The organism is Pedobacter terrae, from assembly GCF_900100705.1.
Classification (GTDB): Bacteria; Bacteroidota; Bacteroidia; order Sphingobacteriales; family Sphingobacteriaceae; genus Pedobacter; species Pedobacter terrae.
The window spans coordinates 138,580-155,440 of record NZ_FNCH01000010.1 but is presented as its reverse complement, the minus strand read 5'-3'; the positions used below and the strand labels follow the sequence as shown (position 1 = coordinate 155,440).

The 16,861-nt window shown below is 42.4% G+C and carries 9 protein-coding genes; 6 read left to right on the top strand and 3 right to left on the bottom strand.

Annotation, left to right across the window (positions count from 1 at the left end):
• Positions 1 to 4: 4 nt before the first annotated feature.
• Genes BLR60_RS14150 through BLR60_RS14140 form a run of 3 tightly spaced genes read left to right on the top strand, consistent with a single transcriptional unit; the run spans position 5 to position 6,194 of the window.
• Positions 5 to 3,085: a SusC/RagA family TonB-linked outer membrane protein gene (locus tag BLR60_RS14150; RefSeq protein ID WP_090500933.1), complete on the top strand. Its 3,081-nt coding sequence runs from the start codon at positions 5 to 7 to the stop codon at positions 3,083 to 3,085.
• Positions 3,086 to 3,088: 3 nt separating this feature from the next.
• Positions 3,089 to 5,176 (top strand): RagB/SusD family nutrient uptake outer membrane protein, encoded by a 2,088-nt coding sequence (locus tag BLR60_RS14145; protein WP_090500931.1) that lies wholly within the window; start codon positions 3,089 to 3,091, stop codon positions 5,174 to 5,176.
• A 19-nt stretch (positions 5,177 to 5,195) separates the two neighbouring features.
• On the top strand, positions 5,196 to 6,194 hold the full coding sequence (locus tag BLR60_RS14140) for a DUF4973 domain-containing protein (RefSeq protein WP_090500929.1): 999 nt from the start codon (positions 5,196 to 5,198) through the stop codon (positions 6,192 to 6,194).
• A 132-nt stretch (positions 6,195 to 6,326) separates the two neighbouring features.
• On the opposite strand, the gene BLR60_RS14135 is transcribed toward BLR60_RS14140, so the two are convergent.
• Positions 6,327 to 7,838, bottom strand: coding sequence for a glycoside hydrolase family 43 protein (locus BLR60_RS14135; protein ID WP_167354741.1), 1,512 nt, complete (start codon positions 7,836 to 7,838; stop codon positions 6,327 to 6,329).
• A 745-nt stretch (positions 7,839 to 8,583) separates the two neighbouring features.
• On the opposite strand from BLR60_RS14135, the gene BLR60_RS14130 reads away from it, so the two are divergent.
• Both BLR60_RS14130 and BLR60_RS14125 read left to right on the top strand, forming a co-directional pair.
• Positions 8,584 to 9,321: a 3-keto-disaccharide hydrolase gene (locus BLR60_RS14130; RefSeq protein ID WP_090500925.1), complete on the top strand. Its 738-nt coding sequence runs from the start codon at positions 8,584 to 8,586 to the stop codon at positions 9,319 to 9,321.
• Between the two features lie 9 nt (positions 9,322 to 9,330).
• The gene (locus BLR60_RS14125; protein ID WP_090500923.1) at positions 9,331 to 10,686 is read left to right on the top strand and encodes a Gfo/Idh/MocA family protein; all 1,356 of its coding nucleotides are present in this window, start codon (positions 9,331 to 9,333) and stop codon (positions 10,684 to 10,686) included.
• Positions 10,687 to 10,946: 260 nt separating this feature from the next.
• Here BLR60_RS14125 and BLR60_RS14120 read toward each other — a convergent pair whose 3' ends face one another.
• A complete protein-coding gene (locus tag BLR60_RS14120; RefSeq protein WP_090500921.1) occupies positions 10,947 to 11,738 on the bottom strand; it encodes a response regulator transcription factor in 792 nt (263 codons plus the stop codon).
• A 1-nt stretch (position 11,739) separates the two neighbouring features.
• Complete coding sequence (locus BLR60_RS14115; protein WP_244155663.1) at positions 11,740 to 14,934, bottom strand: ligand-binding sensor domain-containing protein; 3,195 nt, start codon at positions 14,932 to 14,934, stop codon at positions 11,740 to 11,742.
• 259 nt (positions 14,935 to 15,193) lie between these two features.
• On the opposite strand from BLR60_RS14115, the gene BLR60_RS14110 reads away from it, so the two are divergent.
• Positions 15,194 to 16,765: a family 43 glycosylhydrolase gene (locus BLR60_RS14110; RefSeq protein ID WP_090500917.1), complete on the top strand. Its 1,572-nt coding sequence runs from the start codon at positions 15,194 to 15,196 to the stop codon at positions 16,763 to 16,765.
• The last annotated feature ends 96 nt before the right edge of the window (positions 16,766 to 16,861 follow it).

The window sequence follows — 16,861 nt, the reverse complement described above, 5'->3', positions numbered from 1 at the left end:
TATAATGATGAGATTTATTTTGTTAACCTGCCTTTTGATGCTTGGAATTTCCTTTACCATCCAGGCACAGGAGGTTATTGTTAAAGGAACGGTAACTGATGAAAAAAAACTGCCTATTCCAGGGGTAAGCATCTCTGTGAGTAACCTGCCTGGTTTGGGAGCCATTACTGATGGAGAAGGTAAATTCAGTATTAAAATGCCTGCCTACCAGACCCTTGTATTTTCTTACGTAGGTTATGAGAAGAAGGAGGTGCTGGTAAAAGAACAGCGTGTGGTGAATGTTATCTTAAAAGAATCGGATGCGAGTGTACTCAACGAAGTGGTGGTAACGGCTACCGGTGCCGAAAAAAAGATTGCCATTACAGGCGCCATTACCACAGTAAACGTCGACCAGCTGAAATCCAATCCTTCCACTTCAATGGCCGATGCCCTTGCCGGCGTGGTACCAGGGATCCAGGCCATGCAAACTTCAGGGCGGCCGGGCAGCATTTCCGAATTTTGGGTGCGGAGTATATCTACCTTTGGTGCCAGCAATGCAGCTTTGGTATTGATTGATGGTTTTGAACGCGATATGAACGAAATCAATGTAGAAGATGTAGAATCTTTTTCGGTATTAAAAGATGCCTCAGCAACCGCTATGTATGGTAGTAGAGGTGCAAATGGAGTAATATTGATTAAAACCAAAAGGGGAAAAGAGGGTAAGGTGAATATCAATGCAAAAGTAGAAGGCTTTTATAACACGCTTACTAAACTTCCGCAGTTTGTTGATGGTTATACATATGCCTCAATGGCCAACGAAGCCAAAATTGTACGTAATCAGGAACCACTTTTCTCCCGTTCGGAGCTTGAAATTCTGCGTTTGGGACTCGATCCGGACCTCTTTCCAAATGTAAACTGGATGGATGTTGTGCTGCGGGACGCAGCCAAGAGCCAACGCAGTATGCTTAACCTGAGCGGGGGCGGAAAAACAGCCCGCTATTATTTGTCGGGTAGTTACCAGAACCAGCAGGGGATGTACAAGGTAGACGATGCCTTAAAAGATTATAATACCAACGCCAGTTTTAATAAATATACCTACCGTTTAAGCGTAGACATGGACATTACCAAAACTACCCTGTTAACCGTAGGGGTATCGGGCTCGTTGCGTAAACAAAACGACCCCGGGGTAGGTAGCGATGCCATCTGGACAGCGCTTATGGGCTATAATGCCATCACCTCGCCGATGAGGTACTCTGACGGGAAAATTCCCGCCAGTGATGATGGCGACACGAATCCGGATAATGATATGGATCGGTTTAACCCCTGGGTACAGGGTACTATGACCGGTTATAACGAAAGCTGGAGCAACAATATCCAAACCACGCTAAACCTGAACCAAAGTCTAGATTTCATTACCAGGGGACTCCGTTTTATAGGTCGTTTCGGGTACGATACCTATAACAATAATTACATCAAGCGTTATAAATTCCCGGAGTTGTGGAGCGCAAACCGTTACCGGAATACTGCAGGCGAACTGGTGTTCAAACGGATTAAAGAAGAACAAAAAATGACGCAGTCGGCTGGTTCGGATGGCAATAAAAATGAATTTTTCGAATGGGAAACCCATTACAACCGCAATATTGCATCGCATAATTTTGGCGCTGTAATCAAATATAGCCAGGCCTCAAGGGTCTTTACCCAAAATATTGGTACGGATCTAAAAAACGCAATTGCCCGCCGCAACCAGGGCCTTGCAGGGCGGGTGAACTACAACTGGAATTCACGCTACTATGTGGACTTCAATTTCGGCTACACTGGTTCTGAAAATTTTCATAAAGATTACAGGTTTGGGTTTTTTCCGGCCATTTCTGGTGCATGGAATGTGGGCGAGGAGCCACTGGTAAAGAAATTGGGCTGGGTAGATATGTTTAAAATCCGCTATTCATACGGAAAAACAGGGAATGATAATTTAGGTAATATCCGGTTTCCTTATCTCTACAGCTTAGAACAGATGGCGGCAGGTGGTTATAATTTTGGAGATTTCGATTCTTCAAATCCTTGGACCGGCATCCGTTATTCATCAGTAGCCTCCCCAAATGTAACCTGGGAAGTGGCGACGAAACAAGATTTGGGGATAGATTATGCTTTATTTCACGACAAGATCAGCGGAGCAGTAGATTATTTTAGGGAAAGGCGTGACGGCATTTACATGAGCCGGAATTTCCTTCCGGGATTTGTAGGATTGGAAAATAATCCATCAGCCAATGTAGGTAAGGTAAAAGCCCACGGATTTGATGGGAGTTTTACCTTTAAACAAAAGCTCAATAACGTTGATTTTACGCTGCGTGGCAACGCCACTTATAGCAAAAATGAAATTATTGAAAGGGATGAAGAAAACACCATTTACAGCTACAAACTTCAGGAAGGCCACCGGGTGGACCAGGCGAGGGGATTGATCGATTTAGGCCTGTTCACCGATTATAATGATATCCGTAACAGTCCGAGGCAAAGCTTTGGCGAGGTAATGCCTGGCGATATCAAATATAAGGATATCAACGGGGATGGCATGATTGACGACAATGACATTGTAGCCATTGGCGCAACCACCCGCCCTAACTTTACCTATGGTTTTGGTATTTCAACCAGCTGGAAAGGCCTGGATATCAATGTGCATTTTCAGGGGGTAGGCAAATCGACTTATTTTATCAATGGCTCTTCGGTTTACATGTTCAGTTTAGGTCAGAACTGGGGAAATATTTTAAACGATATTGCCGATAGTAACCGTTGGACCTTAGGCGTTAATGAAGATCCCAATGCCGATTATCCGCGTTTAACGTATGGCCCAAATGCCAATAATTACAGGGCATCAACATTCTGGCTCAGGGATGGTTCTTACCTGCGTTTAAAAACATTAGATATTGGTTATTCATTGCCCAAAACCCTGGTTAACAGGGCGCATTTAAACAATGTCCGTTTCTTTTTAATCGGTACCAACCTGCTTACTTTCAGCAAGTTTAAACTTTGGTATCCGGAGTTAGGAAGCTCAACCGGCAAAGTTTATCCATTGAGCAAAACATTATCATTAGGCGTATCAGTTAATTTATAAGCAATGAAAAATTTGAAAAAAAAAATGGTGGTATCGGGCCTATTGATCGCTGTTGTCACTATGAGTGGGTGTAAGAAATTTCTCGACTCCGATTACCTTTTTAATGAAAGGCTAACCACGGAAGAGGTTTTTACTAACCCCGATTATGCCAACAGATGGCTTGCACAGGCATACTCTTTTTTAGGCAGCAACTATATGCAGGATGTAAGCAGCAAAAAAACAGTACCCTTTAATTTTGCTGATGACATGTATTATGGTGATGAAAGTGATGGATATAAAAGATGGAAAAACGGGCAGTATACTGAGAACGGGCTGAACGGTGAAAGCAAAGAAATATGGAATACAGCTTATAAAGGAATCAGGCAAGCTTCCATTTTCATTAATAACATCGATATCAATACCAAGTTTACAGCAAAAGAAATTGCTGATTTAAAAGGGCAGGCCCGCTTTTTAAGGGCTTACTTTTATTGGGTATTGTTACGTACCTATGGTCCTGTACCCATTATAGCCGGCGAAGGTATCGATTACACCAAAGAATATGATGATATTGCCCAACCGCGAAATTCTTATGAAGAATGTGCCGTTTACCTCGCTAATGAACTTGCGGAAGCTGCCAGAGGCCTTTCTGCTCAACAGGGTATACAACAGGTTGCCAGGCCTACCCGAGGCGCCGCTTTGGCACTGCGGGCCAGAATATTGTTATATGCTGCAAGTCCGTTGGCTAACGGAAAAGCACCAGCAGAAGTAGCGGCAGCAATGGTAACCAAAGATGGTAAGCCCTTACTTTCGCGTACGTATGATGAATCAAAATGGGCGAGGGCAGCCGCCGCGGCAAAAGATGTGATAGATTTAGGGCAGTACCGCTTATACGTAGCCTATAAAAAGGCAACAGGTGATGCCGCTTATCCGGCAACGGTAACGCCACCTTTCGACAGCAACTTTTCTAACAGTGCCTGGCCTTCTGGCTGGAGCGATATTGATCCTTTCGAATCTTATCGCTCTTTGTTTAACGGAACGGTTCCGGCTTACCAAAATCCGGAACTGATTTTTACCCATGGTCAAAACCAGGGTGGGGAAGGGATTAATGTGCTGGTATTGCACCAGTTGCCGCGCCTGGAAGGAAAAGGTTACAACTCGCATGGCATGACGCAGAAACAGGTAGACGCCTATTATACGAACGATGGAAATGATATACCAGGGATGAACAGCATGTACGCCGGTAGGCAGGGTTATGAAGGCCGTTACAATTCGGCACCTCGTGCAACAGGTTATGTAAAACAGGAAGAGCTGGCCAGCTATCCCGAACTTGGACCACTGGGTGTTGGGGTAAACAAACAGTTTGCCCGTCGCGAACCCCGCTTTTATGCTTCGGTTTCTTACAACGGTTCTACCTGGAATTTATTGAATGCCGAAAGCGTAAAAGATGAAAAAAGTAACATGCAGATTTTTTATTACAGAGGCGACCCTAACGGCTACAAAAATACTTCTTACTGGCCCAGAACAGGTGTGGGAATCAAAAAATACATCCATCCCGACGACATTAGTAATGTAGCTGTTACGGCTTATGATCAAAGCAGGATGAAGCAAAAAGTTGATCCTTCCATCCGTTATGCAGAAGTATTGCTCATTTACGCGGAGGCTTTAAATGAACTAAATGGTTCATACAATATCCCTTCGTGGGATGGAAGCCGGACACACGCGATATCACGTAACATTTCAGAAATGAAAAGGGGAATCCAGCCCATCCGCATCCGTGCCGGACTGTCTGATTATGCAGGCGATGTATATGCTGATCCGAACCGGTTCCGTATCAAATTAAAAAGAGAACGTCAGATTGAGCTTTTTGCAGAAGGGCAACGTTATTTCGATCTGCGTCGCTGGACGGATGCTCCATCAGAAGAATCTGCACCGGTTTACGGATACAATGCTTATGCTACCAAAGCACAGGCAGACCTTTTTCATACCGTGGTAGAAACGCCATCTCTGCCTTCCATCTTTACGCTTAAAATGTGGTTCTGGCCAATTCACTATGATGAATTAAAACGTAATAAATACCTTACCCAAAACCCTGGTTGGACAAATCCTGAATAACCCGTTAGCCTTTATAAAAATGAAACGTATATATCAACTAATTTTCATGGTAACAACAGTGATATGCTGTGTATCATGCCGTGATGAGTGGAAAGAAGAGCAATTCGTCCAAATGGCATCATTTAAATCAAACCCAACTGCCCAGGGCGTAACCTGGTGTTACATCCGTTACAATGCCCAGGGGAAATTAAGATTTAACTTACCGGTTATTATCAGCGGCTCTACCCCAAACGTTAAAGACCGTACGATCCATATCGGTTTGGATCCTGATACCCTTGCCAAACTGAACCAGGAACAATATGGCCATCGCCAGGAACTGTATTTCAGGCAGCTGGATAAAAATTATTATAGCATGCCGCAAAGCATAACGGCGCCTGCAGGCGTAAGTACGGTTACCATACCAATTGATTTTACCCTGGGTAACCTTGATCAGGCAGATAAATGGGTATTGCCCTTACAGATTTTAAGCGATCCTTCGTACGATTACCAGGCGAATCCAAATAAATATTACCGCAGAACCATGTTACGCATTACGCCTTTTAATGATTACTCAGGTGAATACGGCGGCACCTTGTACAAAATATTTTTGGAAGGAGATACCGAACCTTTAACCTTAAACACCCACAGAACTTATGTGGTGGATGACAAAACTATTTTTCTCTATGCAGGGATCAGGGATATCGATTACCTGGACCGTAAGAAGTATAAGGTATTTATAAAATTTACCGACGAGAAAATTGATATTCAAAAGAAGAAACTGGAAATCTGGAGCGACAATACCGGGAATAATAAATTCAAGATCGGGGCAACACCATCTTACTATACCAGGGATGAGGCTATGGATCCGAAACTTCCTTATCTAAAACATATTTATACCACCCTTTACCTGTCTTATGAGTTTGAAGATTACACCACTGTTCCTGGCCAAAGGCTGAAATATAAAGTAGAGGGAACTTTATCCATGCAGCGTGACCTGAATACGCTGATACCGGATGAAGATCAGCAAATTCAATGGTAACTACTATGATTAGGTACATCTACTGGTCGGTGTCTTACCGACCAGTATTATAAAATAGTTATCGCAATAATGAATATTTGGTCAGCGGGAAACTGACTGGTTGGTGAAACACCAACCAATAGAAAGCATAAACTAATTATTGGTTAGGTTAAAGCTACTAAAAGTGCCGGTTTGGGATGGATTTCCCTTTACCAGAATGCCAGCCCGGTAGCCCATTCCCCAGGGCACATATTTGTCGGCTAGAAAATCCGTACGATAAAAACTAAGCCATTCTGCTGCTTGTTTTTTATAGAAAAATTCGATCTGTCTGCCATCATGACTAATCTGCATTTTCAGCTGCACCGGGTTAGTTAAATGTTCGGCTGATGCTTTAAGAATGGTGTAATTCCCCTCAAAATTGTCGAAAACGACCACGCTATCTTTCGATACCGTAATGCCTATTCCGCCAAGTTCTCCCGGCCATTTACTTTTAAAAATTGCTCCACCCAGGCAAATGCCGGTTTTCGCATCCCCAGGATTCACTTCTGCGCTGATACTAAAATTCACAGTTTTAATGTATTGTCCCAAAAAGGTACCAAGCCCATGGTTTTCATTAGATGCCGACAGCTTTAGGCCCTCATTAAAAACCATTGCTGGTCTTTGCGATTTGGAAGGCCACTGCCAGGCCAGATCCAGTTTTTGATCCTTTTCGAAATTGTCAATAAAATCAAGATCAGCTTTTGGTCGGTTGGGGAGGGTAGCGTTGTGCAGTACAGGCCAGCCATCAGCCCCAACAATCAGTTCTTCTATAATGCCTTCGCGACCTACAAAAACATCATAGTTTTTATTAAAAGCGTGGTAGAGCATAAATAGCCTGTCATCGGCAGTTTTTACCACCGTGCCGTGGCCGGGACAATTCCACTTATCATTGCTCACCATAACCGGGTTACGGCTATATTTTTCCCATATGCCGCTGTTCAGGTCTTTTGTTCTGGCGATGCCGGTTTTGTAATTGCATTTGGCATCGCAGCAGCCGCCAACCGAATACAGGCTGTACACATATTCTCCCAATGTAAAAAAGCAGGCGCCTTCCACCAATCCCGTTTCCCATGGCTGACTGTTGGTAAATACCTTGCTTTTCTGTCCCAGCAGTTTGGTACGGCTATCGTTAATTTCCTGCTTCCAGATCCAGCTTTCTTTACCACAACCATTACCATCGTTTTTCCAGAAAGCGTAAATTTTGCCGTTTTGCTGTAATTCAAAGGCATCTATGGCACCGCATTCATCTTCAATAATCACAGGGCCATTATCGGTAAATTTACCGGTTTCAATTTTGTCCGCATCTATCCATGCGGTGCCGCATTGTAAACCTGGGTTACCTTTTGTTTCGCGGTTATGCGCGGTATAGTAGGCGTAAATCCGGTTTTGTTTTTGATCGTAAACCAGTTCAGATGCCCAAAAATTATTTTCTCCCCATTGGTTTTTCATATCCTTATAGCCATCTGGAAAAACATGATTGATCAGTTTCCAGTTTTTAAGATCGGTGGACTTATAAATGGTAAAATAAGGCGCCCATTCATTTGTGGTCGAGGTGGCATAATATACCTTTCCGACCCTAATGATAGAAGGATCCGGATTATCGCCGGGTAAGGCGGGATTTATCAATGCAGGTTGTTGAGTTCTGGTATACGAACTAACTGATCGTACTTTTTTTAACCCGCAGGAAAAGAGGCAAAAACTAATCAGCAAAGCAACCAGGCAAATGACCAAAGGCTGCATATTAAAATGATGAGGTGTTTGTGCGACTAAATCTCCTTGCTTTTGTGTGCACTTAAAGCCATTTAGAGGTTGTTTAAAAGATGTAGATAATCGAAAATTGAGCATGTATTTGCAGATATTAATTCTTTTTTGCGAGTTGGTTATTTGCCCGAAAATAAACAATTAAATACAGGGAAGATGACAGCCAAGGCCAGCTGGTAAGCTTAAATGCAGTATTTACTAATGTTGAATACCACATTTTTTGCTGTATTTTAGTTTCTATTTTAGTGATGTGTTTAATTTTAAGTTGTTGATTTATAGTGTTTTGATTTTGTTTATGCGCGTTTGATTATATTTTATATCATTCATTGTTAAACCGGGCATATGGCTTCATTCCTCCTTTTTGATCAGGTAAAATGAGACAAATCAACAATAAATTGAACATATTTTACAAAGTCCATTGGCTTACTTTGGCAGGAGAACCAATTATAAACCAGTAAAGCGTATTAAGTGCAGACGTGATGGACATCAGTATGGCGGCATCGATTAAATCAGGCTTTTCCTGTTTGGTTATGGTAGGCTGAAGCACCTGGCGCACAGCCTAAAAACCAGGTTCTCTAAACACATAAACAAATACAATAAACTAAATTCAATGAAAAACTACAGGTTAATTTACATGCTATTGCTGGGCACTTTTGCCATAAACCTAAGTTATGCTCAAAATATACTGAGCAAAAGCGAGAAAAAAGAGGGGTTTAAACTGCTTTGGAACGGCAGGGACGCAACCGGTTGGCGTGCCATATTCAAAGGACAGTTTCCGGCTAAAGGCTGGGAAATGAAAGATGGGGTTTTAACGGTATTGGCATCAAACGGACAGGAGCAGGGCTCTGGGGGCGATATTGTAACCCAGGATGAATTTTCGGCCTTTATTTTAAAGTTCGATTTCAAACTTACTCCAGGTGCAAACAGCGGTATAAAATATTTTGTAACCGAAGAAGAAAAAACAAATCTATCAGGCATTGGTCTCGAATTTCAGGTATTGGATGACGAAAAACATCCGGATGCAAAACTGGGCAAAAACGGTAACCGCAAACTGGCTTCTTTATACGATCTTATTCCATCCAACAAACCTGCTTCGGTAATTAAACCGATTGGTGAGTGGAACAGTGGCGAAGTGCGGGTCTACCCGGACAATCATGTCGAGCATTGGCTAAATGGGGTAAAAGTAGTGGAATATGAGCGTGGATCGGAAGATTTTAGAAAATTGGTGGCTGGAAGTAAATACAAAACATGGAAAAATTTTGGAGAGGCTAAAAAAGGCCATATCCTGATACAGGATCATGGAAACAAGGTTTCTTACCGGAACCTCAAAATAAAAATACTTAAATAACCAGGCATGATGGAAGAATCAAGAAGAAAGTTTATAAAAAAGGCTGCAATTGCTGCGGCGGGCACCTATGTGGGCACCTTTGGGATGTCGGCTAAGAGTTATGCGAATATTATCGGTGCTAACGATCGCGTGAGGGTTGGAGTAGTCGGTTTTTCCGACCGCTTTAAGGATACGCTTTTTCCATGCTTTTTAAACCACCATAAAGAACTAAACTTTGATATTGTTGCCCTTTCCGACCTCTGGAATTATCGCCGTGCTTTAGGAGCTGCGCATATCAAAAGTAAAATTGGCCATGACATCACCTCCTGTAAAAATAACGATGAACTTTACGCCCTGAAAGATCTCGATGCTGTGATCATTAGTACACCTGATTTTGCACATGCATTGCATGCCATTGAAGCGGTAAAAAATAAAAAGGACGTGTATTGCGAAAAACCTTTTGCCGAAACTATGGAAGATGCCCGTGCGGTGTTAAAAGCAGTAAGGTCTTCTAAACAGATTCTGCAGATCGGCTCACAACGACGCAGTGGACAAAATTACAAAGCCGCTGCCGATTTTATTAAAGAGGGTAAGTTTGGCGACATTACCATGGTAGAACTCAGCTGGAATGTGAACCAGCCTGGCCGATGGCGCCGTCCTGATCTGGTGGCCAAACTGAAAGAAGAAGACACGGATTGGAAACGGTTTTTGTTAAACCGCCCTTACGAAGCCTTTGATCCGAGGATTTACCTGGAGTATCGTCTTTTCTGGCCTTATTCATCTGGTATGCCCGGCCAATGGATGAGCCATCAGATTGATACGGTACATTGGTTTACGGGTTTATCCCATCCGCGCAGCGTAACTGCCAACGGCGGCATTTATCAATGGAAAGATGGTCGCCGCAATTGGGATACCACTACGGCTGTTTTTGATTACGGACCATTTGATGACCTTACCAAAGGTTTTCAGGTGGTATTTAGCTCGAGGATGCACAATGGTGATGAAAAACCGGCGGAGATCTATTATTCGAACGGAGGGGAACTCAACCTGATTACCAATACCATCTCACCGCATGGGGGCTTGAGTGAAAGAGCGGCAGCCGCCATGAAAATGAAGCCGAACCTATTGCCTGAAATTAAACTTGCAGCCCCATCTGCTGCGGCAGCATCGGCCAATACAGGTGCCGATGTATTAAGCTCCAATCACATGCGCAACTGGCTGGAATGTATCCGTAGCAGGAAAGAACCTAACGCCCCGGTAGAGGCAGGTTATCAACATTCTGTTGCAAATATAATGACCAATGCCGCGGTACGCACCGGCGGAAAGGCCACTTTTGATGCCACCCGTCAGGAAGTAATGGTAGAAGGAAAAGTTTTTAAATATTAACAGCTCAATAACAAAGTGCCAAGGTCTGTGTTCTCACAGACCTTGATTAAACTATTTGTCTTTTGTTTTTTTAACATATCAGACGTTTAACGGACACATAAGCTTGTATGTTCTGATGTTTCTTACATGTTGCAATTGCATACAGAGATCTGTCTTCAATGCTATTGATAAAAAGCATTTTTTTATCATACCTAAGCTCACTAAGTTGCCAGGGTCTGTGTCCTCACAGACTTTTCGCATAAAACTTGATGTTTATAAAGCTAATAAGGTGCCGGATTTTGGCCGTCAGTATCCTTGCTAAGCGAATTCATATACTCTTGCGGCGTAACCTTAAAATACCTGAGAAAATTTTTATTAAATAAACTTTGTGAACTGTAACCGACCAATTTTGCAATTTCAAAAAAAGTGAATTCGTTTTGGGCAATCAGTTTGGTTGCTTTTTTAAGACGGGTTACATCAATCAGTTCTTTTGGTGATAGTGCAGAAATGGCTTTTATTTTACGGTAGAGGGTTGGACGGCTCATATGCATGTGTTCGGCCAATTGGTCGATATCCAGATAAGGATCCTGAATATTCTTACGGACATATTCATCCAGTCTTTTTAAAAAGGCCTCTTCAATTTTAGAGTTGGCCACCACCCGCACATCTTCAAAAGGTGAACTGGCAAAATGGGCCTTTATTTTTAACCGGTTCTGGAGTAGGTTAGCCACTTGTACCCGTAACAGCTGTGGTGAAAATGGTTTTTTAATGTACAGATCAGCACCCACTTCCAACCCTTCAATATGAGCTTTATACGTATTTTTGGAGGTTAACAAGATAATGGGGATGTGGCAGTATTCTACGTTCGATTTGATGAGCCTGCAAAGTTCAAATCCGTCAATACCAGGCATCATAATATCCGAAATAATCAGATCAACGATTTCATTGTCCAGAATTTCCTGAGCAAGCTCCCCGTTAATGGCCAAATGCAATTTATACGTGTTTCCGAATACCTGCGTTAAAAACTCGAGGATATCTTCATTGTCGTCAATAATTAAAATGCTTTCCATCATGCTATTTTATCTTTTTCCAGCTGCTCAATTTAAATTCAAATTTTTGGTGTATAGGCAAAATCAATTCAAAAACCACTTTATCCATATCGCTTTCCAAAAGCCGTAGGGAACCGTTGTGCAGTTCTGCCAACGACTTTGCCAGTGAGAGCCCGATACCTGTACCAGGTTTATCTTTGCCGTATAACCTGAAAAATGGTTCGAAAATCTGTGAGCGGTATTGCAGGGGAATTCCCTTGCCATCATTGGTGAAGGTAATGCTAAAGTGACCATCAGTTTCGCCAGATATACTGAGACGTACCATGACCTGGCTTGTTCCATATTTGATGGCATTGGAGATTAAATTGTTGCAAATCTTGATCAATGCTTCCCGATCGGCAAATGCAATGATATGGTTTTTGGGCATTTCGAGATCAAGTGAAATGTTACTTTTCAGCGCTTCCTGTTTAAAAGCATTTACCTGTTCTTTCAAGAGGTTGTTGATATCGGTATTCACGAAGTTTAAGCCGAACTGGTGCATCTCGGTCTTGCGGAAATCGAGCAGTTGATTGGTTAGTTTTGCTAGGCGGTTTGCATTTTTTTCAACCATCAGCAAGCTGCTTTTCAGGGGCTGTGCCGGTGCTTCTTCCAGCATCATTTCCACCGGACCTAAAATCAGTGTAAGTGGCGTTTGTATTTCATGGGCAATATTGGTGAAAAATTCAATCTTGGCCTGATAAATCTCTTTTTCCTTTTCGTGTTCGAACAGTTGTAATTTATTCAGGTTTTTTCGCTCAATATAGCGGTGATAATAACGAATGGCTATAAACAGGCCTATAGCAATCATCAGCAGATAGCAAATATAAGCCGTAGTGCTTTTCCAGAATGGCGGGAGGATTTGAATAAAAAGACGACGCTCCTTGCCTGTCCAGCTGTCTACATTGCTTTTCGCCCTGACCAAAAAAGTGTAATTGCCCGGCGATAAATCTGTAAAATAGGCTTTTCGGTTATTGTTGAGGTAAGTGGTGGCCTGGTCTATACCTTTCATTAAATATTCATACCTGGTTACTTCAGGAGAAGAATAATTGAGCGCAGCAAATTCAATACTGAAGTTGTTCTGGTTGTGCGCCAATACAATCGTATCTGTATAAGAAATGGATTTGCCCAGCGGACTAATTTCAACATTAGGAAGAACTTCCTTGTTGTTGATCTGAAAGCCGGTAATAAAAGTAGGGGGGGCAGGGTCTTTGTGTTCAAAATCTTTTGGATCAAAAGAAATCATTCCCCTTACCGATCCAAAATACATTCTGCCGTTTGGCGCTTTATACGCCGAACTGAAGTTAAACTGATCGGTAATCAGGCCATTTGATTTGGTGTAGATTTTAAATTTTTCGGTCTGCAGATCGAAACAGATCAACCCTTTAAGCGAGCTGATCCATAAATGTTTTGAGTTGTCTTCTAATGCCCGGAACAGGATGTTGGTGGGCAGTCCGTTTTCGGTTGTAAATTTTTTCAGTACTTTCCGGTCTGCACTCAACCTGATCAGGCCACCGCCTTCCGTAGTAAACCACATGGCATGGTTACTATCTTCTATAATGCCGCAGACCGGAAAATCATGGATAATTTTATTGTTAACCTTTTCGCCAAAAGAAATGTTGCCATGTTTACCCGTTTTGGGGTGAAAATAAAATGCCCCACGCGATACGCTTCCGGTCCAGATATTGCCAAACCGATCCTCCCAGATATCGTAAACATATGAATTTACCGGAATCTCTTTAATCCGTTTAAATGTTCTTTTCTTTTGGTTAAAGATAAATAACCCCGAACCCATGTTATAACCCGTACCCACATAAATGGTACCGTCTTTAGCGCGGTGGATCGAAAGTACAAAGTCGCTGGTTTCCTCGTTTTCTTCGCCAATGGTCTTAAAACGGTCAGTCACTTTTTCCTTATCTATATCCATAATTTCCATGCCATGTAAAAACGGTCCCACCAGCAATTGATTTCCCAAAGCGAGCAGGCCATGGATATTAGGGTAAGATAAATGGCCTGCTTTGCCGTTGGCTTTGTAATTGGTAAACAGGCCGGTTTTAGGGTTGAATTTGTTTACACCGGCATCTTCAGTACCGATCCACAAATTGCCTTTATCATCAGGGCAGATTTCCCTCACTGCATTGCCGGAAATAGAATTATTACCTAATAGCGGATAATATTTTTCAAATCGTGCATTATTCCTGGAGAAATAACCCAATCCCCCAAAATAAGTACCGGCCCACATGCCACCATCATTATCCCTGCAAACTGTGTATACTGCATTATCAGGAAGGGAATAAGGATCGCCAGGCTGTTTACGCAGGTTCACATTGGTATTTGTGGCCAGGTTATACACATAAATACCGGATTCTGTGGCAATCCAATACTCATCTTTTTCACCTGGGGTAATATCGCGTACGTAAATATCCGTGTTGTCGCTGTTTTTAAAGATTAGCGATTTGATCAGGCCGGTTTTGGTATTATAACTTTTCAATCCCCGCTTAAAACATCCTACCAGTATATTATGGTTGCCCGTTGGATATATTTTGCTGATCGACCGCAGGTTTGATGGTACATGTTCACCAATAATTCTAACAATCTTTTTTGATCCATCCTCCGGATTGTAGGTAACCAGTTCGCCATTATCATTGCCAACCAAAATGTTCCGATGTTCATCAATGGCTATGCAGGCTGCACTTATTTTTAAGTCTATTATCTTGTGATCCCGCTGTACATATTTAAAAAGTACCCGGTTCGCTAAAAAATAAAGGTTGTTTTCATAATCGAGCAGAATAGCATTGATATATTTTTTAAAGTCAGTTTTTAGCGGTGTAAACAGCTCTTTAACGGGGTCATATTTAAAAATACCACGACCGGTTCCTACCCATAATATGCCGTTTTTATCTTCAGCTAGGCTAACAATAATGTTATTGCCAATGTTTCCGAACCTGCTTTTGTCATCTTTAAAGGTTTTAAAAGTATAACCATCAAAGCGGTTTAAACCACCACGGGTGCCCACCCAGATCATGCCTTTTTTATCTTGTATTACCGTATTGACTGAATTATGCGCCAAACCATCATCCGCCTGGTACTGCTTAAAATAATGAGATTGCCCTTCGCAGGTAGAAACTGCAAAGAATGAGCTCAGTAACAGGAAAAATAATACAAAACGCATATTCAAGTTCATATCAAATATATATAAATCGCTTGTGGTGTAATCTATGTTTTGGCACCTTCTGGCCGGATTTTAAATAAGCGGTTTTTTAGGTGTTGATTATCAGTTGTTTGTGTAGGTTTGAGATGGTGATTTGAGACATATCGACAAAAAGATGAACAAATTTTACAGGTATCATTCCTTTACTTTGATCTGATTTAACCAAATTAATAACCTTGCTGCAAATCCTTCAACCAGCTTACCCGCGCCTTTGCAGTTTTAGTATTTTCTTATGAGAAACAAAGTATTCATTCATCTGGCAACCGCTCTGGTGGTTTTAACAGGTTCCTGTCAGAAAGGACCATCAACCGAAGGTATTGACGCAAACAAAATCGGAAAACTGGCGGCCTTAAATGTAATTGCCGCAGCACCTCCATTGGGAACCTTAATTGATGGGGCAGTATACCGCATCCGTGGAACTTCATCTTTACCCAATGGCCCCGTAGTAGAAGTTACCGGTAACTCTACGGCAGAAAATGCCGAAATCCAGCAATGGTCGTGGTTTCCGAACAATGGCCAAAAATGGAAGCTGGTAAAAACTGACGCCACTTATTACAAACTGGTTAATATGACCAGCAATAAGTGCCTTAAATCACCATCAGCTACATCAGGCGCTATTTTGCAACAGGGTACCGATGATGGCAGCGATGCACAACAATGGGCTATTGATTATACCGGCAGTAATAATGTATATACCCTTACCAACAAAGCCACTGGGATGAAAATGGCTGTTGATCCCGAAAGCAGTACACCTGGTGCTAAAATCAGGCAGAAAACCACCTTAACCGGTACACAGGGTATGTTTAATTTTCACGATACCAATTTCCAGAATCCGCTGATTAATGCAAGCCGGGCCGATCCTTATGTTGCCCAAAAGGATGGTTATTATTATTTTATGTATACGCGGGGGAGTAATATCGGGTTGAGGAAAACCAAAACGATGTCTCTGCTTTCTACAGCAGCAGAAACAGTGGTATGGACACCTCCGGCTGGTGCAGCTTATTCGTCTAATATCTGGGCACCCGAATTGCATTTCCTTTCTGGGAAATGGTACCTCTACTTTGCCGCGAATGATGGAGGCGATGTTACCCACCGCATGTATGTGCTTGAGAATGCCAATGCCGATCCTACTACAGGTACCTGGACATTTAAAGGTAAAATCAGCGATCCCAGCGATCAATGGGCAATTGACGGATCTGTTTTAACTGTTGGCACTTCAAATTATTTCATTTGGTCGGGATGGGAAAATGTGGCTACTAAATACAAACAATACATCTACATCGCTCAGATGTCCAACCCATGGACAATAAACAGCGACAGGGTAAAAATATCATCGCCCACCAATAATTGGGAAAAATATGAACCGAGTGGCTCTTTGGGGACGGGTGTTAACGAGGGCCCTATTATGCTTAGAAAAGATGCCAGCAGTCCGGTATTTATTATTTATTCTGCCAGCCGCTACAGCAGCGATAATTATTGTTTGGCGCAGATTCAGCTAAAAGATGGGGGCAACCCGATGGTAGCAGCCGATTGGATTAATAAAAAGCAGGTATTTGTTAAAAGCGATGCCAATGGGGTTTATGGACCTGGCCACAATGGTTTTTTTACCAGTAGTTATACCGATCCGAATGGCGTGCTGCATAGCGAAAACTGGTTTATTTACCATGCCCGCAGCGTGGCCAATACCAGCAATGGATCAAGAACGCCAAGGATGCAAAGGCTGACCTGGAATGCAGATGGCTCACCCAATTTTGGAACGGCCACGGCAACCGGCGTGAATATTCCGGTTCCTGCAGGCGAATAAGAAGGGTTGAGCGATCCACATCATGCTCAACCACCCGTATCATTTTGAGATAAAACGACAAAGAAATGAACATTTTTTGTAAACAGCATTTTTTTA

Bases quoted from the DNA above. Each gene is read 5' to 3' on its own strand.
- BLR60_RS14125 (WP_090500923.1), top strand. From the start codon at position 9,331: ATGGAAGAATCAAGAAGAAAGTTTATAAAAAAGGCTGCAATTGCTGCG.
- BLR60_RS14130 (WP_090500925.1), top strand. From the start codon at position 8,584: ATGAAAAACTACAGGTTAATTTACATGCTATTGCTGGGCACTTTTGCC.
- BLR60_RS14110 (WP_090500917.1), top strand. From the start codon at position 15,194: ATGAGAAACAAAGTATTCATTCATCTGGCAACCGCTCTGGTGGTTTTA.
- BLR60_RS14150 (WP_090500933.1), top strand. From the start codon at position 5: ATGATGAGATTTATTTTGTTAACCTGCCTTTTGATGCTTGGAATTTCC.
- BLR60_RS14145 (WP_090500931.1), top strand. From the start codon at position 3,089: ATGAAAAATTTGAAAAAAAAAATGGTGGTATCGGGCCTATTGATCGCT.
- BLR60_RS14140 (WP_090500929.1), top strand. From the start codon at position 5,196: ATGAAACGTATATATCAACTAATTTTCATGGTAACAACAGTGATATGC.
- BLR60_RS14115 (WP_244155663.1), bottom strand. From the start codon at position 14,934: ATGAACTTGAATATGCGTTTTGTATTATTTTTCCTGTTACTGAGCTCA.
- BLR60_RS14120 (WP_090500921.1), bottom strand. From the start codon at position 11,738: ATGATGGAAAGCATTTTAATTATTGACGACAATGAAGATATCCTCGAG.